Genomic DNA, 22,437 nt, shown 5'->3' on the forward strand with positions numbered 1-22,437 from the left:
TGAGCCACGGGCCCCGACACCGGACTCATTCGTCCAGGGCGTCAACTGGGTCTGGAGTGCCGGGCCGTAGCGGTCTGCGATGTCGGCGATCGCCGAGTCGCGCAGGCGTGGGCCGCGGGCGATGCCGTACATCACGCCGAGGCCGATGAGCTGGGCGACGGCGAGTTCGGCGCGCAGACCGGGGTCGGGGCCGGTGAGCCGGGTGGCGAGGGCGTCGACCACATGGGCGCGGAAGTTGGCGCGCAGTACGTCCCCGTGGTCGCCGTGCAGGGGTGCGAAGACGATCCGCAGCAACGGGTCGGCGCCGCGGTCGCGCTGGCTCTCCAGGACGTGCCGGACCATGTGGCGGCCGAGCTCGTCCAGGGGGGCGTCCAGGAGGGCGGCCGCGTCGGTGTCGAAGGACATCACCCGGGCGAACAGGCCGTCCTTGTTGCCGAAGTACTTGAGGATCAGCGGCGCGCTGACGCCGGCGCGTTCGGCGACGTCCTTGAGGGTGATGTCGGCGTGGGCGTGCCGGGCGAGAAGGTGACGGGCGGCCCTGAGGATGGCCGCCTTGGTGGCCTCCGCGTCCCGGCGGGCGGGCGCGGCGGCGGTGCCGGTTCGGGTGCTCACGGCACTCATGCTCCCTCCAGCGCGTCGTCCCGGGCACCCTGGGTGCGGCCCTGGGCGCGCGGGGCGTCGTCCGGGGCCTTGTCGCCGGGTATGGACAGGGCCGCCGCGCTGGCCGCGAGCGCGATGGCGCAGGCCATGGCGAAGGCCAGGAGGTAGCCGTGCAGCGTGGGGATGGATGCGCCGCCGACGAGGCTGGTGTGGTGGGTGAGTACGGCGGCCACGGCGGCGCTGGAGGTGGCCTGGCCGATGGTGCGCATGAGGACGTTGACGCCGTTGGCGGAGGCGGTCTGGCTCGCCGGGACGGCCCGCAGGATCAGCGTGGGCAGCGCGGAGTAGGCGAGAGTGGTGCCGGTGGCGACGACGGTGGCGCCCAGGATGATCATCCAGAGGTCGCGGCTGTCGGCGATACGCACCACGTATCCGCAGGCGATGACGGCGGCGCCGAGGGCGAGGGTGACGCGCGGGCCCCGGGAGGCCGAGATCCGGGCGGAGACCGGGGAGAACAGCAGCATGGTGACGCCACCGGGCAGCAGGCAGAGACCGGTGGCCACGATGGACAGGCCGAGACCGTAGCCGGTGGCCTTGGGCGCCTGTACCAGCTGGGCGGTCACCAGGGAGTTGGCGTAGAAGGCGAATCCCGTCAGCAGGGCGGCGACATGGGACAGGCCGACCCTGGGGCGGGTGACGAGGTGCAGGTCGACCAGGGGCCGCTCGGTCCGCAGTTGCTGCCACCACCACAGGACCAGGACGAGGACCGCGGCGGCGAACAGCGCCAGGACGCGCGGGCTGGCCCAGCCCCACTGGCCGCCCTGGGAGACGCCGAGCAGCAGACACGTCAGGCCGACGGCCAGCCCGAGCGCGCCGAGCACGTCGAACCGGCCCGGCTCGCGCACCGGCGACTCCCTGATCGCCCACCACGCGCCCGCCACGCCGAGTGCCCCGAGGAGGCTGGTCAGCCAGAACATGGTGTGCCAGTCGTAGTACTGCACCACCAGCGCGGCCAGCGGGAGGCCGAGTGCGGCCCCGATGCCGACGGTGGAGCTCATCAGCGCCACCGCCGACCCCCGGCGCTCGGCCGGCAGCTCGTCGCGCAGGATGCTGATCGACAGCGGTACGACGGAGGCGGCGGCGCCCTGGAGCGCGCGGGCGGCGATGAGCACGGCGATGTCAGACGACAGGGCGCACATCACCGAGCCGACGGTCATCAGGGCGAGGGCCCCGGTGAGTACCCGGCGCTTTCCGTACATGTCACCGGCCCGGCCGAGCACGGGGGTGAGGACGGCCCCGGAGAGCAGGGTCGCCGTGACCGTCCAGGAGACGACGCCGGCCGAGGAGTGGGTGAGCCGGGGCAGGTCCGGCAGCAGGGGGACGACCACCGTCTGCATGACGGCCATCAGGATCCCGCCGAAGGCCAGTACCGGGATGGTCAGCCGCTGCCGCAGCCGGGGCGGTTCGGCAGGCGGGCCCGCGGGGACGGCTGTCGGGGCGGGCTGGTCCATCGGCACTCCTGTGGGCGACACGAATGAGGAGGTGAATTCGAATTCACCCTATCGGGTGAATTCCCTTTCACCAACGCGGGCCCGCGCCGTGCGACGCCTACGACCGGACGTGCAGAGCCCGCGCCGCCCGCGGTCCGAGCCACCGCTTGAACCGGCGCAGCACCTCCAGCCGCCCCGCCGCCTTGTCCAGGCCGTAGTAGAGCTGCGGCGGGACGTACGGGAGCAGCGGCGAATGCCGCTGGCCGAGCAGGGCGAACATACGGTGCGGGGGCAGGTCGATATAGCGGGGCAGGCTCTCGTACCACCGGGCACTGAGGCGGGCGGCGCTCTGGGCGGAGAGCAGTTCGGCCTTGCGCTGCCGCTCGTAGGCGGCGAGAGCCTCGGGAACGGCGCCCTGCCGGCGCAGGACGTCGGCGAGGCACATGGCGTCCTCCAGGGCGAGGGTGGTGCCGGCGCCGATGGAGTAGTGGGTCGTATGGGCGGCGTCGCCGAGCAGGACGAGGTTGCCGTGGTGCCAGGTGCGGTTGGTGAGGGTGCGGAAGGTGGGCCAGGCCGCCGAGGAACCGCCGATCAGGGCATGGCCGTCGAGGATGTCGGCGAACAGCTTCTCCAGCAGGCCCAGTTGGTCGCCCTCGTCCATCGCGTCCAGGCCGAGGCCGGTCAGGGTCTCGGGGGCGCACTCGATGACGCAGGTGCTGTGCGCGCCGTCGTAGGGGTAGCCGTAGCACCAGATCCAGCCGTGCCCCGTCTCGGCGAAGGCGAAGGTGAAGGAGTCGAAGACCCTGGTGGTGCCGAGCCAGACGTAGTGGTTGCGGCCCTCGGTGAGCTGCGTGCCGAAGTCGTCGCCGTGCCGGCTGCGCAGGGCGCTGTGGATGCCGTCCGCCGCCACGACCAGGTCGGCCTCGGGGAGGCTCCCGTGCGTGATCTCGTCCTCGAACTCCAGCCGCACCCCGAGGGATCGGGCCCGCTCGGCGAGGATCTCCAGGAGGCGGTGGCGGCCGATGCCGTGGCCGGGATCGCCGGGCTGCCGGGTGACCTGACCGCGGACGTGGGCGACGCCCTGGTGCCAGCGCACCGAGCTCTCCTCGATGGCGCGGGCCGACTCGGGGTCGTAGGTGTGCAGCCTGTCGAGCAGGGCCCGCCAGTAGGTGACGCCCCAGCCGTAGGTGGAGCCCTCGGGGTTGCGTTCGTGGACGGTGATGGCGTGGGACGGGCTTTGCCGCTTGAGCAGGATCGCGAGATACAGGCCGGCGGGCCCGCCTCCGACGCAGACGACCTTCACGCACACACCCCTGAGAATCACCGAACGTGGTCAATTGGCACCGCAGGGTAGCAGCGCGCATACGCCCGGCCGGGTTTTCGAATCGCGCCAGTTTGACGTCGTGAGCCACGCCACCCGGTCGGCGGACCGCCGCAAAAGATCACCGGAAACCCCGGCCCCGAGCGCGGATCTTCCCGCCCGGGAAGCGGCGGGCGCACCATGACAGCAAGATCATCTTTGTTCAATCTTGTATGACATGTAGTCAATTGTCCTGATCGTAGCCAACCCGATCCGGGCGATTTCTCCCGCTCCGGAACCGGCGGATAGGCATACGGGGTCATCACCCGCACCCACCCCGGGAGGCATCCGTATGCCCGAACTCACCCGCCGTCACGCGCTCACCGTGGCGGCCGCCATCGCCGCCACGGCCGGCACCCAGGCACTCGTCGCACCCGGAGCCGCCGCAGCGGATCACCGGCACGGGGGATCCCTCGAACCCTTCGACGAGGTCTACAAGGGCCGCCGGATACAGGGCCGTCCGTCCGACGACATGGGCGGCATGGGCGGCATGGACGGCGGTCACCACCACGAACACGGCGCCGGATACGCGGTGTTCGTCGACGGCGTGGAGCTGCACGTGATGCGGAACGCGGACGGCAGCTGGATCAGCGTGGTCAGTCACTACGACCCGGTGCCCACCCCGCGCGCCGCCGCCCGTGCCGCGGTCGACGAGCTGCAGGGCGCCGCGCTGTTGCCGTTCCCCGCCAACTGACCGCCCCCGCAAGGACTTCCGGAGCCTCGAAGCACATGACCGTACGCAAGAACCAAGCCGCTCTGACCGCCGACGAGAAGCGGCGGTTCGTCGCCGCCGTCATCGAGCTGAAGCGCGGCGGGCGTTACGACGACTTCGTCCGCACGCACAACGCCTTCATCATGTCCGACACCGACGACTCCGAACGCACGGGCCATCGTTCGCCGTCGTTCCTGCCCTGGCACCGCCGATTCCTGCTCGACTTCGAGCAGGCGCTGCAGTCGGTGGACCCCTACGTCGCCCTCCCCTACTGGGACTGGAGCGCCGACCGCACCCTGCGTGCCTCGCTGTGGGCGCCGGACTTCCTGGGCGGCACCGGACGCAGCTCGGACGGGCGGGTGACGGACGGGCCGTTCGCCGCGGCGAGCGGCAACTGGCCGCTCAACGTCCGGGTGGACGGCCGTACTTATCTGCGCAGGTCGCTCGGGACGAGTGTGCGCGAGCTGCCCACCCGGGCCGAGGTCGACTCCGTGCTGGGTATCGCGACGTACGACATGGCGCCCTGGAACAGCGCCTCGGACGGCTTCCGGAACCATCTGGAGGGCTGGCGCGGGGTCAATCTGCACAACCGGGTCCATGTCTGGGTCGGCGGGCAGATGGCCACCGGGGTCTCCCCCAACGACCCGGTGTTCTGGCTGCACCACGCCTTCATCGACAAGCTGTGGGCCCGGTGGCAGCGCCGGCACCCCGGGGCGGCCTATGTGCCGGGCGGCGGGACACCGGACGTGGTGGACCTGGACGAGACGATGAAGCCGTGGAACGACGTGCGGCCGGCCGATCTGCTCGACCACACGAAGTTCTACACGTTCGACACCCTGGAGGCCTGATCAGGCCTGTGCCGTACGGCACTCCGGGTGGCCCCAGCCCTGCCCGTTCTTGGCGATGGACTCGCCCGCCGCGTAGGAGCGGCCGCACAGACAGCGGCCGGCGAACTTGGCCTTGATGGTGCGGGAGGAGGAGCCGGCCGCCGTCTTGCGGGGTGCCGCCTTGCGGCGCGGGGCCGCGCCGGAGGCGGCGGACGTGGGCGACGGCGGCGGCACCGGGGAGCCGAGGGCGCTGCCCGCGGCTTCCTGGACCGTCGCCGCCTGGCTGGCCGCGCGGTCGGCGAAGTCGTTCAGCGGGTCGCCGTCGACCTGGTGGGCGGGGACGTAGCGGAAGTCGACGGTGCGGCCGCCGAGGAGTTCGTCGATGCGGACGACCAGGTCCTGGTTGGCGACCGGCTTGCCCGCGGATGTCTTCCAGCCGTTGCGCTTCCAGCCGGGCAGCCAGGTGGTGACCGCCTTCATCGCGTACTGCGAGTCCATCCGCACCTCAAGGGGCACGTCCGGGTCGGTGGCCGCGAGCAGCCGTTCCAGGGCGGTCAGTTCGGCCACGTTGTTGGTGGCCTTGCCGAGCGGGCCCGCCTCCCAGCGGGCCGGAGTCGCCGCGTCGTCGGACACCACCCAGGCCCAGCCTGCCGGTCCCGGGTTTCCCTTAGAAGCCCCGTCGCACGCGGCCACCACTCTTTCACGCATGGGCCCGATCATGCCACGGCCGGGCCGGGTGCCCGGCCGTGGTCCGCATCCGCCCTGGTCAGACGTCCTTGACCTGGGACATGTCACCCTCGGTGGTGGTGATGTCGATCACCGAGAAGTTGGCGCCCTGCGGATCGCTGAGCGCCGCGAACCGGCCGAAGGGGCTGCTCATCGGACCGAAGCGGAGCACCGCGCCGAGCTTGGTGGCCTTGGCGACCGCCTCGTCGCAGTCGGCGACGGTGAAGTACACGTTGATGTAGGAGGGCACCTCGGGCGGGAAGTCGTCGGTCATCCGCATCCGGCCGAGGACGGTCTGCTCGCCGAGGTCGAACATGCGGAAGTCGACGTTGTCGTCCTCGATCTGCTTGGCCGTGTAGGGGAAGAGGGCGCCGAGGAAGGGGTCGGTCTTCTCGGGCTCACGGGTGAAGACCTCCGCCCAGCAGTAGGCGCCGGGCACCGCCGTCGCCTCGAAGCCCTCGTGCACACCGCCCTGCCAGATGCCGAACACCGCGCCGCCGGGCTCCCGGGCCAGGCACATCGTGCCGAACTCGCCGACCTGCATCGGCTCCATCAGCACCTCGCCGCCGTGCTCCCGGATCCGCTCGGCGGCGGCCGCCGCGTCCGGCGAGGCGAAGTACAGGCACCACTGCGACTGCCCCTCCTGGCCGGGCATGGGCGGTACGACGGCGGCGACGGCCTTGCCGTCCGAGTAGGCCTGGGTGTAGCTGCCGTACTCGGAGGACGACTCGCCGAACGTCCAGCCGAGGACCTCGCCGTAGAAGGTCTTGGCGCCCTCCAGGTCGCTGAACATCGCGTCGGTCCAACAGGGGGTGCCTTCAGGTTGTACGGCCATGGCCGCGGCCCTTCCGATCGAGCGGATTCTCCCGGTTCCTCACGCTAGCCATCCGGCGGTCCGCCCGCGCGCCGAACGGTGGACTCCGGCGGACACTGGGAGGGGGTCCACGGCCTTCGGCGGACGGGGCGCGGTATGGCGGACGTGATGCGGGCATGGTCGGTGGTACGGCCCGCGCTGGTGGAGGCGGATCTGCTCCGGCTCGTGGAGCGGCCGGTGCCGGTGCCCGGGGCCGACGAGCTGCTGGTCCGGGTGCGGGCCTGCGGGGTGTGCCGTACCGATCTGCATGTCACGGAGGGCGATCTGCCGGTGCACAGGGCCGGGGTGACACCGGGGCACGAGGTGGTCGGCGAGGTCGCGGGCATGGGCGCCGAGGTGGCGGGCTTCGCGGTCGGCGACCGGGTCGGGGTGGCCTGGCTGCGGCGCACGGACGGGGAGTGCGGGTACTGCCGGCGGGGCGCGGAGAACCTGTGCCCGCACTCGGAGTACACCGGCTGGGACGCCGACGGCGGTTACGCGGAGTACACCACGGTGCCGGCCGGCTTCGCCTACCGGCTGCCCGGCGGCCTCGACGACACGGCACTCGCGCCGCTGCTGTGCGCCGGGATCATCGGCTACCGGGCGCTGCGCCGGGCCTCGCTCCCGCCGGGCGGCCGGCTCGGCCTGTACGGCTTCGGGGGCAGCGCGCATCTCTGCGCCCAGGTGGCCCTTGCTCAGGGCGCGACCGTGCATGTGCTGACCCGGGGTGCCGAGGCCCGGCGGCTGGCCCTGGAGCTCGGCGCGGCCTCGGCGCGGGACGCCTACGAGCAGCCGCCCGAGCCGCTGGACAGCGCGATCCTGTTCGCGCCGGTCGGTGACCTGGTCCCGGTGGCGCTGCGCGCCCTGGACCGCGGCGGGGTGCTGGCGGTCGCGGGCATCCACCTCAGCGATGTACCCCCGATGAATTACGAACGCGAACTGTTTTACGAACGCGAGCTGCGCAGTGTCACCTCGAACACCCGTGCCGACGGGCGGGAGTTCCTGGACCTCGCCGAGCGGTACGCAGTGCACGCGACCACCCACACCTATCCGCTCTCCGAAGCCCCGAAAGCCCTGCAAGACCTCAAGGCCGGCCGCTTCGACGGGGCTGCGGTGCTGGTGAACGACCTTTCCTGAATCCAATCCTCCGCCCGCCCGGGCACAAGGGCGGGCGACCGGCGCGTGATCATGCGCCGCGCCCCTTTCCGCACCGGGAAACGTGTTTGCGCAACCAAGGCAGACAACCGCCCCATTTGCGCCGTACCCGGAGATCACCAGGGCTGTTTGGCTTGTCGGTGCGCACCACCACCTCGCACACCACCGACCTTTCGGGTCACCTGTGTTCACCGCTCTGCTGGAGGGAATGTGTCCACACCGGACAGCGTCATCGGTTCCGCCGTCGACGAGCCCGAGCCGGATCCGACCGTCGACGGGCAGCTCACCAGTCTGAGCACCCGGGCGGCACGCCAGCTCGCCACGACCACCAAGTCCGAACCGCAGATGCAGGCCATCACCTCCCGCTGGCTGCTGAAGACACTGCCGTGGGTGGACGTCAGGGGCGGCACCTACCGGGTCAACCGGCGCCTCCAACTGCGCACCGGACGCGGCCGGGTGAGCTTCGAGCAGAACGGCGGGAACGACATCCGGGTCATCCCGCAGACCCTCACCGAACTGCCGATCCTGCGCGGTTACGACGACCTGGACGCGCTGACCGATATCGCCGGCCGTTTCCAGCCCCGCGAGGTGCGCGCCGGGCAGGTGCTGTTCGAGGCCGGGCAGCCGGTCACCGAGACCTACCTGGTGGTGCACGGCCGGTTCACCCGGTACGCGGCCGGCAAGTACGGCGAGGAGGAGGTCGTCGGGGTCGTCACCGACGGCGACCAGATGGGCGACGAGGCGGTCGGCCAGACCGACCCGCTGTGGCTCACCTCGGTCCGGGCGGAGACCGCCGGGGTGGTGCTGGCACTGCCCTGGTCGGTCGCCGAGGAGATCATGGACCGGGTCCCGTCGCTGGGCGCCCATCTTCAGGCCTACGTGGACCGGCAGCGCCTCCCGATGAACCGCAAGGGCGAGGCCGAGGTGCCGGTGCAGGCGGGCCACAGCGGCGAGCCGACGCTGCAGGGCGGCTTCGTGGACTACGACCTCGCGCCGCGCGAGTACGAGCTGTCGCTCACCCAGACCGTGCTGCGGGTGCACTCCCGGGTCGCCGACCTCTACAACCACCCGATGGACCAGACCCAGCAGCAGCTGCGCCTCACGGTCGAGGAGATCCGCGAGCGCCAGGAGTGGGAGCTGGTCAACAACCGGGAGTTCGGGCTCCTGCACAACATCGACTACGGGCAGCGGATCAGTTCCTTCACCGGGCCGCCGACCCCGGACGACATGGACGAGCTGATCTCCATGCGCCGCAAGACCAAGGTGATCCTGGCCCACCCCAAGGCGATCGCGGCCTTCTTCCGGCAGTGCAACCGGCGCGGTCTGGTGCCGGCCGGCGCGAACGTCGACGGGCACGAGATCCCGGCCTGGCGCGGGGTCCCGATCTATCCCTGCAGCAAGATCCCGATCAGCGACGACCACACCACCAGCATCATCGCGCTGCGCACCGGCGAGGCCGACCAGGGTGTCGTGGGCCTCTACCAGACCGGCATCCCGGAGGAGTTCCAGCCGGGCCTCAACGTGCGCTTCATGGGCATCAACGAGCAGGCCGTCGTCAACTACCTGGTCACCGCCTATTACTCGATGGCGATCCTGGTCCCCGACGCGGCCGGGATCCTGGAGAACGTCCAGCTCGGCCGCACCGCCGACTGACGGCCTGGAGCACATCCATGAGCACAGCCACCGCCTCCTACGTCCTGCCAGGGCCGCCGAACCTCGCGCAGAGCCTGCGCCCGGCCAGGCGCACCGGGGCGATCCCCGGACTCCACTACCGGCCGGCCGTGCCCGCCGACCCGGCGAAGGCCGCCGAGCTGGACGACCGCCTGGAGACCTGGGCCCGTGAGCTCGACCTGTTCCCCGAGGCCTGGAAGGGAGACTTCTCGGACTTCCAGTTCGGCCGGGCCGTAGTACTCCAGCATCCCGGCGGTCTCGACCTGGACCGCCTCACCGCCGCCGGCAAGCTGCTGCTCGCCGAGAACATCGTGGACTCCTGCTACTGCGAGGAGGACGAGGGGCGGGGCGGATCGCGGCGCGGGCTCGGCGGCCCGCTGATCATCGCCCAGTCGGCGCTCGACCCCTTCCACGGCGTCCCGGAGCTGGAGGAGGAGTGGCGCGAGGGCATCAGGGCCGACGGTCCGCTGCGCTCGTACCACTTCGCCCTCACGGACTTCACCGCCTTCGCCACACCGAGCCAGACCGACCGGTTCGTACATGACATGGCCCGGCTGCACCTCGGCTATCTCGGCGAGGCGGCCTGGATGGAGACCGGGTACACACCGCGCGTCTGGGAGTACCTGGTGATGCGGCAGTACAACAACTTCCGGCCCTGTCTGTCGATCGTCGACGCGGTGGACGGCTACGAGCTGCCCGAACCGGTCTACGCCCGCCCGGAGATCCAGCGGATCACGGCCCTGGCCTGCAACGCCACCACCATCGTCAACGACCTGTACTCCTTCACCAAGGAGCTGGCGAGCGATCCGGACCACCTGAATCTGCCCCAGGTGGTGGCCGCCAACGACCGGCGCGGGCTGAAGGCGGCCTATCTGAAGTCCGTCGGCATCCACAACCGGATCATGGAGGCCTTCGAGGAGGAGTCGGCCGCTCTGGCCGCCACCTCGCCGCTCGTCGCGCGCTACGCGGAGAGCCTGGCCGCCTGGGTCTCGGGCAACCACGAGTGGCACTCCACCAACACCAACCGCTACCACCTGCCCGACTACTGGTAGCCCACGACCAACCCGAAACACCGTCAGAACCACTTCGAGGAGCAACTGTTGACCACCGCCCCTGTCGCTCGGAAGACCACCACGTCAGCCCCGGTGCCGACCCAGTCCAGGTACCAGAACAGCGTCGCGGACTACTGGAACGCCGAGGAGAACCCGGTCAACCTCGAACTCGGAAAGATCGACGACCTGTACCACCACCACTACGGCATCGGTGAGGCCGACTGGTCGGTGCTCGACGAGACCGACCCCGCTCTGCGCAAGGAGCGGATCACCGGTGAACTGCACCGCCTGGAACACGCCCAGGCCGAACTGCTCGCCTCCCACCTCGGCGCGCTCACGCCGGCCGACCGGGTCTTCGACGCCGGCTGCGGCCGGGGCGGCGGCAGCATCGTGGCCAACCTGCGCTACGGCTGCCACTCCGACGGGGTCACCATCTCCGCCAAGCAGGCCGACTTCGCCAACGGCATGGCCCGCAAACGGGAGGTCGGCGACAAGGTCCGCTACCACCACCGGAACATGCTGGACACCGGCTTCGAGACGGGCGCGTACGCCGCCTCGTGGAACAACGAGTCCACGATGTACGTCGAGCTGGACCTGCTGTTCGCCGAGCACGCCCGGCTGCTGCGCCGCGGCGGCCGCTACGTCACCATCACCGGCTGCTACAACAACACCTACGGGCAGGCCTCGCGCGAGGTGTCCCTGATCAACGCGCACTACATCTGCGACATCCACCCGCGGTCGGAGTACTTCCGGGCGATGGCGAAGAACCGGCTGGTGCCGGTCCATGTGGAGGACCTCACCCAGGCGACGATCCCTTACTGGGAACTGCGCAAGCAGGCCGAGCACCTGGTGACGGGGGTCGAGGACGCCTTCCTCACCGCGTACAAGAACGGCAGCTTCCAGTATCTGCTGATCGTGGCCGACCGGGTCTGACCCGGCGGCGGTTCCACGAGGGGGCGGTGTCCGCGGACACCGCCCCCCGTCCCCGTACGGCGGCTCACTCCCCCGCATACGCCTTGCGCAGCGCGGCGATGTCCAGCTTGCCCATGGAGTACATGGCCCGGGTGGTGCGCGCGGCCTTCTCCGGGTCGGCGTCGCCGATCATCTCGATCAGCCCGTCCGGGATGACCTGCCAGGACACGCCGTACCTGTCCTTGAGCCAGCCGCAGGGGCCGGGCTCGCCGCCGTTCTCGGTGAGCTTGGCCCAGTAGTGGTCGACCTCCTCCTGGCCGTCGCAGTAGATCTGGAAGGAGATCGCCTCGCTGAACTTGAACTGCGGGCCGCCGTTGATGGCGACGAACTTCTGTCCGTTGGCCGTGAAGTCGACGGCCAGCACGGAACCCGGCTCCCCCGGTCCGGCCTCGTTGTACCGGCCGACCTTCCCGATGCTGGAGTTCTTGAAGATCGACACGTAGTAGTGAGCGGCCGCCTCGGCCTGCCCGTCGAACCAGAGACACGTGGTGAATCCGTCGGTGGTCATGGACACCTCCTGGAGCGTGGAACGCGGTCATCTGTACCGACCGGCGCGCACCGGGAAACTCATCGGTCGCCGCCCCTACCATCCGGACCATGACCTCTTCGTCAGGTATCCGTCCCTTCCGCATCTCGATCCCGCAGAGCGACCTCGACGACCTGCACGACCGCCTGGACCGCACCCGCTGGCCGGCCGAGCTGCCCGGCGCCGGCTGGGCGTACGGCGTTCCCACGCCGTATCTGCGGGAGCTGGCCCGGTACTGGCGGCACGAGTACGACTGGCGGGCCGCCGAGGCACAGCTGAACGCATGGCCTCAGTTCATGACCACGATCGACGGCGCCGACGTCCATTTCGCCCACATCCGCTCCCCCGAGCCGGACGCCACCCCGCTGGTCGTCACCCATGGCTGGCCGGGCTCCATCGTGGAGTTCCTGGACATCGTGGGGCCGCTCACCGACCCGGCGGCGCACGGTGGGGATCCGGCCGACGCCTTCCATGTGGTGCTGCCCGGCATCCCCGGCTACGGCTTCTCCGGTCCGACGGCCGAGCCCGGCTGGGAGGCGGGACGGGTCGCGGGCGCCTGGGTCGAGCTGATGCACCGGCTGGGCTACGAGCGGTTCGGCGCCCAGGGCGGTGACTGGGGCGCGATGATCTCCCGCGAGCTGGGCCGCGCCCACCCCGGGCGGATCATCGGTGTGCACCTCAATCTGCTGCCGGGCGCGCAGCAGAACACCGAGCCCACGGACGGGGAGCTGGCCGCGCTCGGCCCCGAGGAACGGGCCGACGTCCTTGAGTCATGGCACCGTTGGGAGCGATGGACGAGGGAGGGCACCGGGTACTCTGCCCTGCAGAGCACCCGCCCGCACACGCTCGGGTATGCGCTGACGGACTCACCGGTGGGGCAACTCGCCTGGATCGTCGAGAAGTTCCAGGCCTGGACGGACTCCGACGAGCTGCCGGAGGAGGCGGTGGACCGGGACCGCCTCCTGACCGACGTGATGCTGTACTGGCTGACCGGCACGGCCGCGTCGTCCGCCCGGCTGTACTACGAGCGGGCGCATGCCACCGGCCCCCGCACCGCGAGGCCTGCCGAGCCTTCGACGGCACCGACCGCCCTCGCCGTGTTCCCGGCCGAGATCCAGCGTCCGCTGCGGCACCGGGCCGAGCGCACGGAGAACATCGTGCGCTGGACGGAGTTCGACCGGGGCGGGCACTTCGCGGCGATGGAGGAGCCGGACCTGCTGGTGGGCGATGTCCGGGCGTTCTTCCGGCAGTTGCGGGAGGAGGGCGGAGCCTGAGCCGCCGTCAGGCCACCAGGCACAGGCCGTTGTAGGGCCCCGGCACCGGCCGGCCGACGGCGGCCTTCCGGGTGAACTCGCTCTGGACCAGGGACAGCAGACCGCCCAGGTCGAGGCCGAGTGCGTGGGCCGCGGCCGCGAGGACCTCCGAGGAGGCCTCCTTGCGGCCGCGCTCGATCTCCGACAGATACGGCAGGGAGATCCGGGCCGCATCGGCGACGTCCTTGAGGGTGCGTTCCTGGTCCAGCCGCTCCCGGCGCAGGACGTCTCCGACCAGGTCGCGCCAGAGCGGCTCCCTGGGATCGGCGGCCGCCTCCTGCGGACGCAGGGGGATGACGGGGGCGACGCGGGCGTGGTTCGGCGGTTGGCTGCTCACCCTCTCAGCCTAAAAGCATTGGCCCGCGGGAGCGCAGGATCGGCATTCTGCCTTGGGTGGACGCATTGGACTTCATGACACCGGAGCCGGGGTTGCGGAACATCTTCGACCAGGACGCCGAGCTGTACGAGCGGGCGCGCCCCCGCTATCCGGCCTCCCTGATCGAGGAGTTGGTGCGGGTCACGGGGGCCGGGCCAGGCGTACGGGTACTGGAGATCGCCCCGGGCACCGGCAAACTCACCGTCGATCTGGCCGGGTCCGGCTGTTCGGTCACCGGCGTGGAGATCGGCCCGCGGATGGCCGCCGTGGCCCGTCGGCGACTGGCGGGGTTTCCCGAAGCGGACGTGGTGGTCGCGGCCTTCGAACAGTGGGAGCTGCCGCCGGAGCCGTTCGACGCGGTGGTCTGCGCGACCGCGTTCCACTGGATCGATCCGGCGGTCCGGGTGCCCAAGGCGGCCCGGGCGCTACGTCCCGGCGGACTGTTCGGCGTGGTCGCCACCCACCATGTGGCGGGCGGCACAGAGGACTTCTTCGCCGAGGTCCAGGAGTGCTACGAGCGCTGGGATCCGGCCACGCCGCCCGGGCTGCGCCAGACCCGGGAATCGGACATCGCGACCGACACGAGCGAGTTCACCGGTTCCCCGTACTTCACCGACGTCACCGTGCACGGCCACGCGCAGGAGATCACGTACACGGCCGGCACCTACCTGGACGTGCTCCTCACGTACTCGAACCACCGCGCGCTCCCCGAGCCCGCCAGGAACGGGCTGCTGGCGGACATCCGCGAGCTGATCGAGTCGCGCTACGACGGTGTGGTCACCAAGCGCTACTGGCACGAGCTGATCACCGCCGTGCGCGTCGGGGACTGAGGTCCTGCGCCACGAACCGTCACCGACGCCGGCGGCTGTTTTCCGCCACCCGGGGGGACAGGACGCATGCGCCGCGTCACCCCGGGTACCCGAACCGTCAAGGCACGCATGGGACGTCCGATTCCGGGTACCCGGGCCAGCGCAAAACCTGGACAGGGCCGGAACGGCACAGGCCGAAGAGGCAGACGCCGAACCGTGACTTACGTGGGAGAGGCACATGAACACCGCCGGGATCCGGTCGGAAGCAGTGGACACAGCGCACCCCGCCGAGGAGTGGACAGCCGAGGGGGCACTGCCAGGAATCGAGGACCCGAAGACCGTCGCACCGCGTGACGCACGGGAATTGTCCCGCCAGTTCTTCCAACGGCTCGCTGAGCTGGAAGAAGGCACTCCCGAGTTCCAGTACGCCCGGAACACGCTGATCGAGATGAACATGTCGTTGGTACGGTTCGCGGCCGGACGGTTCCGCAACCGGGGCGACGACATGGAGGACATCGTCCAGACCGGAATGATCGGCCTGATCAAGGCCATCGACCGGTTCGAACTGTCGCGCGAGGTCGAGTTCACCTCCTTCGCGCTGCCGTACATCGTCGGCGAGATCAAGCGGTTCTTCCGCGACACCACCTGGGCGGTGCACGTACCCCGCCGGCTCCAGGAACTCCGTGTCGAGCTGGCCAAGGCCCGTGAGGAGCTCTCCAGCCGGCTCGACCGGGAGCCGACGGTCGCGGAGCTCGCCACGCTCATGAACATCTCCGAGAACGAGGTGGTCGAGGGGCAGCTCGCCTCCAACGGCTACAACTCCTCCTCCCTGGACGCCGCGCTCACCGGGGACGGCCCCGAGGACGGCGAGTCGGTGCTGGCCGACTTCATCGGTGTCGAGGAGGACGGCCTGCGGCTCGTCGAGGACTTCCAGTCGCTGGCCCCGCTCATGGCCGAACTGAGCGCACGCGACCGGGAGATCATCCATCTGCGGTTCGTGGAGGAGGCCACGCAGGCGGAGATCGGCGAGCGGCTCGGCTGCTCCCAGATGCATGTCTCCCGTCTGATCAAGCGGATCATCACACGCCTGCGCCAGGGGATGCTGGGCGAACTCGGCTGCGCCTGACGGCGGGCCCAGGGCGCCGCCCCGCACCGGCGCGCGGGGCGGCGCCCGCGGCATGCCGCCGTCGGAACGGCGGTCACCGGGGGAACGGGTGTCACTGCGGGAGGTGGAGCAGCGCGCGCACCCGCTTGCCGACCGGCACCCGCTCCACGGAGACCTCGGTGGCCAGGGCGTGCACTATCTCCAGACCGTGCCGGCCGACCCGCTCGGGGTCCCTGGGGAAGCGCCGGGGCAGGGCGGCGCTGCTGTCGTACACGGAGACCAGGACCGCGCTGTCCGTGCCCTCCAGTTCGAGGATGTACGGGCCGTTGCTGTGCCGGTCCGCGTTGGTGATCAGCTCGCTCACGACCAGCAGCAGCTCACCGTCGGCCCGGGGGTCGATCGCGGCGCACCACTCGGTCCTGAGCTGCTCCAGGAAGCGGGCCGCGAAGTCGCGGGCCTCCGCGATGCAGCCGGGTTCGCCGGTGTAGTGCGCCGCCCGCCGCAGCGGCTCCACGGGTACGTCGAAGCCAGTCGGTATCACTGCCCCGCCCAGGTGTTCGATCATGCGTGTCTCTCTCGGAGGCCGGTCCGGCCGGTCGCTGTTGCACCCATGCTCGTACCCCGACTGCGGTCCGGCAGTCCCCGGGAATGTTCGCGGACCGCGCACAAGGGCGTCACATGGCTCACACCTGCGGAGAACCGGGGGCCGCGGGCTCCTGGGACGCCTCGGAGACCGCGCCGGGCGAGGACGGCGACGACTGGGGACCGGACGACGCCGGGGACACCGGCTGCGCGGAGGACGGGCCCTCGGTGGACGGCGATTCGGTGTTCGGCGATTCGGCCGACGGCGACTCGCTCTTCGGGGACTCCGCCGGCGGCGACCCGGAAGGCGGGGACCCGGAGGACGGTGACTTGGACGAGGGTGACTTGCCCGGTGACTGTGCGGACGGCGAGTTCGGCGGCGGGGACTTCGGCACCGTGCCGGGGCCGGACGGCCGCGACGGGCCGGTGGAGGTCGGCGGGCACGGCGTGGTGCCGGACGCGCCGCTCTGCCCTGGCGTGGGCGGGCAGCCGTGCTGGGGCGGCGGGTACATCGGGTTCGGGTCGGCCGGGGGTTTCGCCGGGCGGTCGTGACGCCCGGTGCCGTCGCCCCGGTCGCGGCCGAACCAGTCGTCGTGCTCGTGGTCGAAGATGACGAAGACGTCGACGACCTGCGCGGCGGGTGTGACGACGACCACGTTCGAGGGCCGGTACGCCGGCCATGCGGTGCCCATGGTCGTGGGGGTGGTCTGCTGTGCGACCGGCGGGGTCAGCGGGTTGCCGCAGGCGCAGCGCACCCGGGGCATGCCGTGTCCGTCGACGAGGACGGCGGTGCCGGTCTGGAGGACGGACTGGTAGGCGGTCGTGCTGCCGTCGCGGTAGCCGTGGTTGGTGACCCGGGTGTCCGCGCGCAGCTGTACGGGGGTGAGCGAGCGCAGGTAGGCGGGGACGGCGGCGGGCCGGACGCCGGCCTGCGAGGCGAACGCCTTGTTGCGCGGGGGCGAGTCCTGGAAGTACTTGATCTGTTTCTCGACGTCGCAGCTGCTCGTGTACCGGGTGCCGCTGTAGAGGCCGGGCGCCCCGCCGTCCACCCCGCGCAGCTGGTCGGCCGGCGCCGCGGACGCGGCCGGGGCGGGGGTCACCGGTGCGACGGAGCTCTTCTTGGCGCTGGACTCGGTGAACGGGTCCTGGCCGGCGCTGTCCGCGGCCTGGAGGAAGACCTCGCCGTGTTTGCCGGAGCCGCCGCCCGCCTGGGTGAGGACCACGGCCAGGGCCGCGGCGACCACCACCGCGGTGGTGAGCATCGCGATCCGGGGCGCGGACCTCCACCACGGCCGGTGCGGCCCTCCGCCCTGGCCACCGCCGCCCGGTGGCTGCGAGGGGGGTCCGGCGGGGGGACCGGAGGGCCCGGACAGCGGTCCGGAGGGAGGCCCGGTGGGGCGGCCGGACGACGGCGGTTCGACGCTCACTCGCTCATCTCCCCGTTGCGTTAAACGGCATTTGCGATAAATGCCTCATTCAATGCACAGCGAGCCCAATGTGCGCCGGTCCGGTACCGCCCGCAAGCCGACGCGTACGGCCCACTCGGCGGGCGGGGTGTCCGGGCGTTGCTTAGCGTGACAGCGTGAGCCCGCGAATCGCCTCCGCGCGGCCGGCGGCCGCGCCGGCCGGCCGGTCCGTGGCCCGGCACGGCTGGCCGCCGGCCCTGGCCGCGGTGGTGGCGGCGCTGGTCGCCATGGCCGTGGTGGCCGCCGTGGGGCTGTGGGCGGCGGGGGCGTCGGACCTGCCGAAGGGCGCGTTCCTGCCGGTGGTGCTGGCGACCGTGGTGACGGCGGTCGGCGGCACCGTCGAGCTGTCGGGGAACGCGGGCGATCTGGCCCGGACCAACGCCGGGCTGACCGTCGTACCGCTGTCGGTGACGCTGGTCGGAGCGCTGACGGTCGCCGGGGGCTTTCTGCGGCCGCTACGGCACCGGGCGGTGGCCGGTGCCCGGGAGCTGGCCGGGTGGGCGGCCCGGATCGCGGCGCTGTGGGTGCTGGCGCTGCTCGGGTTCGCTCTCGGTGCCCGGCACACCTTCGCCTTGGACGTGGGCAGCGGCACGCTCAGCGACCTCACCGGCCTGCTGGACGCCTCCCCGAGGGTGGGGTTCACGACGGATGTGCCGTTGACGGTGGTGCTCGGGTTGCTGTGGCTCGCCGGGATCCTGCTGCTGGCGCTGCTGGTGTCGCCCGGGGCGCCGCTGCCGGGGCGGCTGCTGCGCTTCCAGGCGTCGGTGCGCCCGGCGGCGTACGCGATGGTCGTGCTCCTGCTGTCGTACGTGGGTCTGGCCCTGGTGGCCGCGCTGGTCGTGATGGTGACGCGCGGGCATGGCAGGGAGACCCTCGCGGTGGTCCTGCTCGGGCTGCCCAACCTGGCGTGGCTGGCCCTCACACTCGGCCTGGGCGCCACCTGGCACGGCAGGATCGACGGCCCGTTCGGCCTGCCGGTGCCGCATGTGCTCGCGGAGGTGCTGCGCACCCCGGACGTCTCGACCCTGAACCTGCGCACGATCACCGCCCACGACGGCCGCTGGTGGTGGCTCGCCGGGGTGGCCGCGGTGCTGCTGCTCGCGGTGGCGTTCCTGATGGCGGTGCGGTCCCCGGCCCGGATCCGCCCCTGGCAACACGCCCTGCATCTCGCGATCGCCCTCGCGCTGACGATGCCGACCCTCTGTCTGACCGGCCGGATCTCCGCCCACTACGGCCTCTCCCTGCTCGGCATCGGCGACCTGGGCGGCAACCTGTCCGGTCAACTGCTGCTGGACCCGGAGCTGTGGACGGCGGTGGGCCTGGGCGCCCTGTGGGGGCTGGTCGCCGGATTCCTGGGCGCCCTGCCGGCCCGGCCGGTGCACCGGCCGGGCGAGGTGACGCCGGCCTAGGCCCTGTCGTCGGGGGTGACCACCCGGGTCGGATCGTGACCGGGGCCGTCGTGGCCCGGCTGCGGCCGGTCGGTGACGTATGTCGACAGCCGCCGTCCGTCGCCGTACAGCCAGCGTCCCTGGGCCGGGTCGTACAGCCACATGGACTCCCCGTCGACGACCACCCCGATGCGCAGCCCGTGGGTCCGGCCCCGGAAGGACTCCCCGTCGAGGCCGCCGCCCGCCAGGTCCTCGACGGCGGCCCGGTAGTCGGCGAGGGCGTGCTGCGCGCGGGCCAGCAGGGGGCGCGGGTCGGTGGCCTCGGTGGCCGGGCCGCCGGGGAGGGGCGGGTCGTGGGGTACGGCGACGAGGTAGCGGCCGTCGACCCAGGCGGCCCAGCCGTTGGCGCAGCTGATGTGGGCCCAGTCACCGTGTCGTTCCACGAGCTGCACCGGCAGCAGCGGGTCGAGGGGCACGGTGGGCCGGCCCGGGTCAGGGGCCTCCCAGGCCGGCATGCCGTCGGCCGGAACGACGTGGGTGGGCCGGAATCCCGGGGTGGTCGTCGTCATCGCCTCGCCTCCTTCCGCATGACCGCGTCGGCTACTTCCGCATGACGGCGGGTTCGTGCCGGCGCAGCAGCCGGGACAGCACCAGCCCGAAGACGAGCGCCAGGACGACCAGCATGACCATGTTGCGCAGCCACACGCTCGCCGAGTGCCGGAAGAGCGGGTCCGCGGTGAGGGTGCCGGGCACGATGCGGTGCAGGTCGACGGTGCCGGCCATGGCGGCGAGCGCCCACCGTGCGGGCACCAGCCAGGCGATCTGTTCGATTCCGGGCACACCGTTCACCTTCAGCACGGTCCCGCAGAAGACGACCTGGACGATGGTCAGCAGCACCAGCAGCGGCATCGTCACCTCCTCCTTGCGGACCAGCGCGGAGATCAGCAGGCCGAGCATCATCGCGGTGAAGGAGAGCACGGCCACGGCGACGGTGATCTCCAGCAGGGGCGGCATCAGGACCCCTTTGCCGCCGGGCGCGTCGAGGGCGACGCCGGCCAGGCCCACCTGGGTGAGCACGATCGACTGGAGGACCGTGATCGTGCCGAGGACGACGACCTTCGACATCACGTACGCCGACCTGGGCAGGCCGACGGCTCTCTCCCGCTGGTAGACGGTGCGTTCCTTGACCAGTTCGCGCACGGCGTTGGCCGCGCCGATCAGCACGCCGCCCACGCACAGGATGAGCAGCACGTTGGTCGCGGTGTCGAGGGTGAGCCTGCTGCCGGCGACGGCCCGGGCCATCGCGCCCATGACGAACGGCAGCGCGATCATGATGGCGAGGAAGGTCCGGTCGGCGGCGAGCGCGGCGGTGTAGCGGCGCACCAGTGTGGAGAACTGGGCGCCCCAGCTGCGCGGTCGCGGCGGCGGGGCCGGGGCGACCGGGCCGCTGCGCGGCAGCACCGGCTGCGCGCTGGCGTTCACGATGTACTTCCGGTGGTACGACGAAGCGCGGTACTCCCCGGCCCAGTCCCGGTCGGTGTCCCGCTCGAACGCCTCGAAGGCCTCGGGCCACTCGTCGAACCCGAAGAAGGCGAGGGCTTCGCCGGGCGGCCCGAAGTAGGCGGTCCGGCCGCCCGGCGCAAGGACGAGGAGCCGGTCGCAGACGTCCAGGCTGAGCACACTGTGGGTGACGACGATGACGGTACGGCCGTCGTCGGCGAGGCCGCGCAGCATGTTCATCACCGAACGGTCCATGCCGGGGTCGAGTCCCGAGGTCGGCTCGTCGAGGAAGAGCAGCGACGGCTTGGTCAGCAGTTCCAGGGCGACGCTCACCCGTTTGCGCTGCCCGCCGGAGAGGCTGTGCACGCGCTGCTCGGCGCGCTGTTCGAGGCCGAGTTCCCGGATGACCTCCTCGACCCGTTCCCGGCGCTCGGCCTTCGCTGTGTCCTCGGGGAAACGCAGTTCGGCGGCGTAGGTGAGGGCACTGCGCACGGTCAGCTGGACATGCAGGATGTCGTCCTGCGGGACCAGGCCGATGCGCTGGCGCAGCTCGGCGTAGTCGCGGTAGAGGTCGCGGCCGTCGTACAGGACGGTGCCGTGTTCGGCGGGGCGCTGTCCGGTGAGGGCACCGAGCAGCGTGGACTTGCCCGCGCCGCTCGGTCCGACGACGGCGAGCAGGCATTTCTCGCCCACCGGGAAGGCGACGTGGTCCAGCAGGATCCTGCGGTCGCGGCCGGCGGTGACGGTGAGGTCCTGGACGTCGAGGGAGACCTCGCCGGTGTCGACGTACTCCTGCAGCTGGCCGTCGACCAGGCAGAACGCCGAGTGGCCGATGCCCACGACGTCCCGGGGGCCGACGGGGGCGCGGGTGACGGTGCGGCCGTTGAGGAAGGTGCCGTTGTGGCTGTCGAGGTCGACGATCTCGTAGCTGCCGTCGGGGTGGGCGCGCAGTTCGGCGTGGTGGCGGGAGACGACCAGGTCGTCCACGACGACGTCGTTGTCTCCGGCGCGGCCGATGCGGACCGTGCGGGCCTGCAGCCGGCGTACCGAGGAGGGCTGCCGGAAGGTGCCGGTCCGGCTGGGCATCGAGACGGCGGAGGGACGGTCCGGGGCGGGTGGTGCGCGGCCCACCAGGACGGCGCTCGGGCCGTCGGCGGGACTGCCGAAGCGGATCACCGTGCCGGGTCCGACCTCCCACTCCCGGATGCGGCGGCCGTCGGCGTAGGTGCCATTGGTGCTGTCCTCGTCGGCCAGCGTCCAGTGGCCGTCCTCGGGCCGTAGCACCGCGTGGTGCCACGAGACCCGGGCATCGTCGATGACGATGTCGCTGTACGGGTCACGCCCGACGTGGTAGTCGCGGCCCGGGCTCATCACCGTGGAGCCGGTGTCGGTCTCCAGGACGAGTTCGGGCGCGGTCGAGGCGACCGGCCACTCCGCCATGGGCAGAATTCTACCGATCTGCCTGCTTGTGCGCCCGGCCGTGTTCCGCGCGGACGGCGGCTGTCATGCGTCAGGCGACGGGTACCACGAGTGCCGGGATGGTGCGCTGCATACGGAGGGCGTCGACGGACTCGGCGAGCAGTTCGTACTCGGTGGTGTCGTCCTGGAGGGCGATCCGCACCAGGCGGCCGCCGGCCAGCTCGTCGGCGACCAGCTCCTGCCGGACCACGTCGGCGCACCAGGCGCGGAGCAGACCCGGGACGTCGGAGACGGTCTCCCCGACCGGGACGAGCGCTCCTTGCGGGAATCTGGGGTTCTCGGGTAATGGGTCGAGCCGCTCCGCGATCCAGGACGCCCGGTCCCGTAACCACCACAGCGCCAGTGCCAGGGTCGGCGCGCGGTAGGTGCCGAGCGGTACGCCGATGCGCTGTCCGCCGCAGATGCCGTATGCCGTCACGTGGCACAGGAATTCGTCGTGCACGATCACTCCCCCGTAGCTCGCCGGTGTGCCGTC

General features: G+C 71.5%; 21 protein-coding genes and 1 pseudogene. 10 read left to right on the forward strand and 12 right to left on the reverse strand.

Annotated features, from left to right (window positions below; translation table 11 throughout):
• Nucleotides 1-36: 36 nt before the first annotated feature.
• The 3 genes and pseudogenes from EDD90_RS02450 to EDD90_RS02460 form a co-directional block, all read right to left on the reverse strand.
• Nucleotides 37-621 (reverse strand): annotated as a pseudogene (locus tag EDD90_RS02450) (TetR family transcriptional regulator); the annotation flags it as partial.
• Nucleotides 618-2,111, reverse strand: a complete 1,494-nt coding sequence (locus tag EDD90_RS02455) for an MFS transporter (protein WP_123971507.1) — start codon at nt 2,109-2,111, stop codon at nt 618-620. The pseudogene EDD90_RS02450 and the gene EDD90_RS02455, both read right to left, overlap by 4 nt.
• Nucleotides 2,112-2,208: 97 nt before the next feature.
• A complete protein-coding gene (locus tag EDD90_RS02460; protein WP_123971508.1) occupies nt 2,209-3,399 on the reverse strand; it encodes an FAD-dependent monooxygenase in 1,191 nt (396 codons plus the stop codon).
• Between the two features lie 343 nt (nt 3,400-3,742).
• Between EDD90_RS02460 and EDD90_RS02465 the strand changes: the two genes are divergently transcribed.
• Nucleotides 3,743-4,144, forward strand: a complete 402-nt coding sequence (locus EDD90_RS02465) for an apotyrosinase chaperone MelC1 (protein WP_123971509.1) — start codon at nt 3,743-3,745, stop codon at nt 4,142-4,144.
• A 35-nt stretch (nt 4,145-4,179) separates the two neighbouring features.
• Nucleotides 4,180-5,010 (forward strand): tyrosinase MelC2, encoded by an 831-nt coding sequence (locus EDD90_RS02470; protein ID WP_123971510.1) that lies wholly within the window; start codon nt 4,180-4,182, stop codon nt 5,008-5,010.
• Here the strand turns inward: EDD90_RS02470 and EDD90_RS02475 are convergent, their stop codons facing one another.
• Complete coding sequence (locus EDD90_RS02475; RefSeq protein WP_123971511.1) at nt 5,011-5,709, reverse strand: ribonuclease H; 699 nt, start codon at nt 5,707-5,709, stop codon at nt 5,011-5,013.
• Between the two features lie 46 nt (nt 5,710-5,755).
• A complete protein-coding gene (locus EDD90_RS02480; protein ID WP_123971512.1) occupies nt 5,756-6,550 on the reverse strand; it encodes a VOC family protein in 795 nt (264 codons plus the stop codon).
• Nucleotides 6,551-6,697: 147 nt separating this feature from the next.
• Between EDD90_RS02480 and EDD90_RS02485 the strand changes: the two genes are divergently transcribed.
• The 4 genes from EDD90_RS02485 to EDD90_RS02500 all read left to right on the forward strand — a co-directional run bounded on the left by EDD90_RS02485 (nt 6,698) and on the right by EDD90_RS02500 (nt 11,379).
• Entirely contained in the window at nt 6,698-7,705 is a 1,008-nt protein-coding gene (locus EDD90_RS02485; protein ID WP_185149572.1) for a zinc-binding alcohol dehydrogenase family protein, read from the forward strand.
• Nucleotides 7,706-7,933: 228 nt separating this feature from the next.
• Entirely contained in the window at nt 7,934-9,376 is a 1,443-nt protein-coding gene (locus EDD90_RS02490) for a family 2B encapsulin nanocompartment shell protein (protein WP_123971514.1), read from the forward strand.
• Between the two features lie 17 nt (nt 9,377-9,393).
• Nucleotides 9,394-10,446 carry a family 2 encapsulin nanocompartment cargo protein terpene cyclase gene (locus tag EDD90_RS02495; RefSeq protein WP_123971515.1) on the forward strand — a complete coding sequence of 351 codons (1,053 nt, stop codon included), beginning with the start codon at nt 9,394-9,396 and terminating at the stop codon, nt 10,444-10,446.
• Nucleotides 10,447-10,494: 48 nt separating this feature from the next.
• Nucleotides 10,495-11,379 (forward strand): geranyl diphosphate 2-C-methyltransferase, encoded by an 885-nt coding sequence (locus EDD90_RS02500; RefSeq protein WP_123971516.1) that lies wholly within the window; start codon nt 10,495-10,497, stop codon nt 11,377-11,379.
• A gap of 64 nt (nt 11,380-11,443) precedes the next feature.
• Here EDD90_RS02500 and EDD90_RS02505 read toward each other — a convergent pair whose 3' ends face one another.
• On the reverse strand, nt 11,444-11,926 hold the full coding sequence (locus tag EDD90_RS02505) for a VOC family protein (protein ID WP_123971517.1): 483 nt from the start codon (nt 11,924-11,926) through the stop codon (nt 11,444-11,446).
• Between the two features lie 89 nt (nt 11,927-12,015).
• On the opposite strand from EDD90_RS02505, the gene EDD90_RS02510 reads away from it, so the two are divergent.
• The gene (locus tag EDD90_RS02510; protein ID WP_123971518.1) at nt 12,016-13,218 is read left to right on the forward strand and encodes an epoxide hydrolase family protein; all 1,203 of its coding nucleotides are present in this window, start codon (nt 12,016-12,018) and stop codon (nt 13,216-13,218) included.
• Nucleotides 13,219-13,225: 7 nt separating this feature from the next.
• Here EDD90_RS02510 and EDD90_RS02515 read toward each other — a convergent pair whose 3' ends face one another.
• Nucleotides 13,226-13,594 carry a helix-turn-helix domain-containing protein gene (locus tag EDD90_RS02515; RefSeq protein ID WP_123971519.1) on the reverse strand — a complete coding sequence of 123 codons (369 nt, stop codon included), beginning with the start codon at nt 13,592-13,594 and terminating at the stop codon, nt 13,226-13,228.
• Nucleotides 13,595-13,668: 74 nt separating this feature from the next.
• On the opposite strand from EDD90_RS02515, the gene EDD90_RS02520 reads away from it, so the two are divergent.
• Both EDD90_RS02520 and EDD90_RS02525 read left to right on the forward strand, forming a co-directional pair.
• On the forward strand, nt 13,669-14,463 hold the full coding sequence (locus tag EDD90_RS02520; RefSeq protein ID WP_123980798.1) for a class I SAM-dependent methyltransferase: 795 nt from the start codon (nt 13,669-13,671) through the stop codon (nt 14,461-14,463).
• 217 nt (nt 14,464-14,680) lie between these two features.
• Nucleotides 14,681-15,568, forward strand: a complete 888-nt coding sequence (locus EDD90_RS02525; RefSeq protein ID WP_123971520.1) for an RNA polymerase sigma factor SigF — start codon at nt 14,681-14,683, stop codon at nt 15,566-15,568.
• 91 nt (nt 15,569-15,659) lie between these two features.
• On the opposite strand, the gene EDD90_RS02530 is transcribed toward EDD90_RS02525, so the two are convergent.
• On the reverse strand, nt 15,660-16,112 hold the full coding sequence (locus EDD90_RS02530; protein ID WP_123971521.1) for an ATP-binding protein: 453 nt from the start codon (nt 16,110-16,112) through the stop codon (nt 15,660-15,662).
• Nucleotides 16,113-16,230: 118 nt separating this feature from the next.
• Nucleotides 16,231-17,556: a DUF6777 domain-containing protein gene (locus EDD90_RS02535; protein WP_185148880.1), complete on the reverse strand. Its 1,326-nt coding sequence runs from the start codon at nt 17,554-17,556 to the stop codon at nt 16,231-16,233.
• Between the two features lie 155 nt (nt 17,557-17,711).
• Here EDD90_RS02535 and EDD90_RS02540 point away from each other — a divergent pair, with 155 nt between their 5' ends.
• Entirely contained in the window at nt 17,712-19,004 is a 1,293-nt protein-coding gene (locus EDD90_RS02540; protein ID WP_260327528.1) for a streptophobe family protein, read from the forward strand.
• On the opposite strand, the gene EDD90_RS02545 is transcribed toward EDD90_RS02540, so the two are convergent.
• The 3 genes from EDD90_RS02545 to EDD90_RS02555 form a co-directional block, all read right to left on the reverse strand.
• Nucleotides 19,001-19,552: a hypothetical protein gene (locus EDD90_RS02545; RefSeq protein WP_123971522.1), complete on the reverse strand. Its 552-nt coding sequence runs from the start codon at nt 19,550-19,552 to the stop codon at nt 19,001-19,003. The two genes, EDD90_RS02540 and EDD90_RS02545, sit on opposite strands and share 4 nt — an antisense overlap.
• Nucleotides 19,553-19,583: 31 nt before the next feature.
• Nucleotides 19,584-21,923 (reverse strand): FHA domain-containing protein, encoded by a 2,340-nt coding sequence (locus tag EDD90_RS02550; RefSeq protein ID WP_123971523.1) that lies wholly within the window; start codon nt 21,921-21,923, stop codon nt 19,584-19,586.
• Nucleotides 21,924-21,993: 70 nt separating this feature from the next.
• Nucleotides 21,994-22,404, reverse strand: coding sequence for a hypothetical protein (locus EDD90_RS02555; protein ID WP_123971524.1), 411 nt, complete (start codon nt 22,402-22,404; stop codon nt 21,994-21,996).
• Nucleotides 22,405-22,437 lie beyond the last annotated feature (33 nt).

Source organism: Streptomyces sp. Ag109_O5-1 (assembly GCF_003814875.1).
Lineage (GTDB): Bacteria > Actinomycetota > Actinomycetes > Streptomycetales > Streptomycetaceae > Streptomyces > Streptomyces sasae.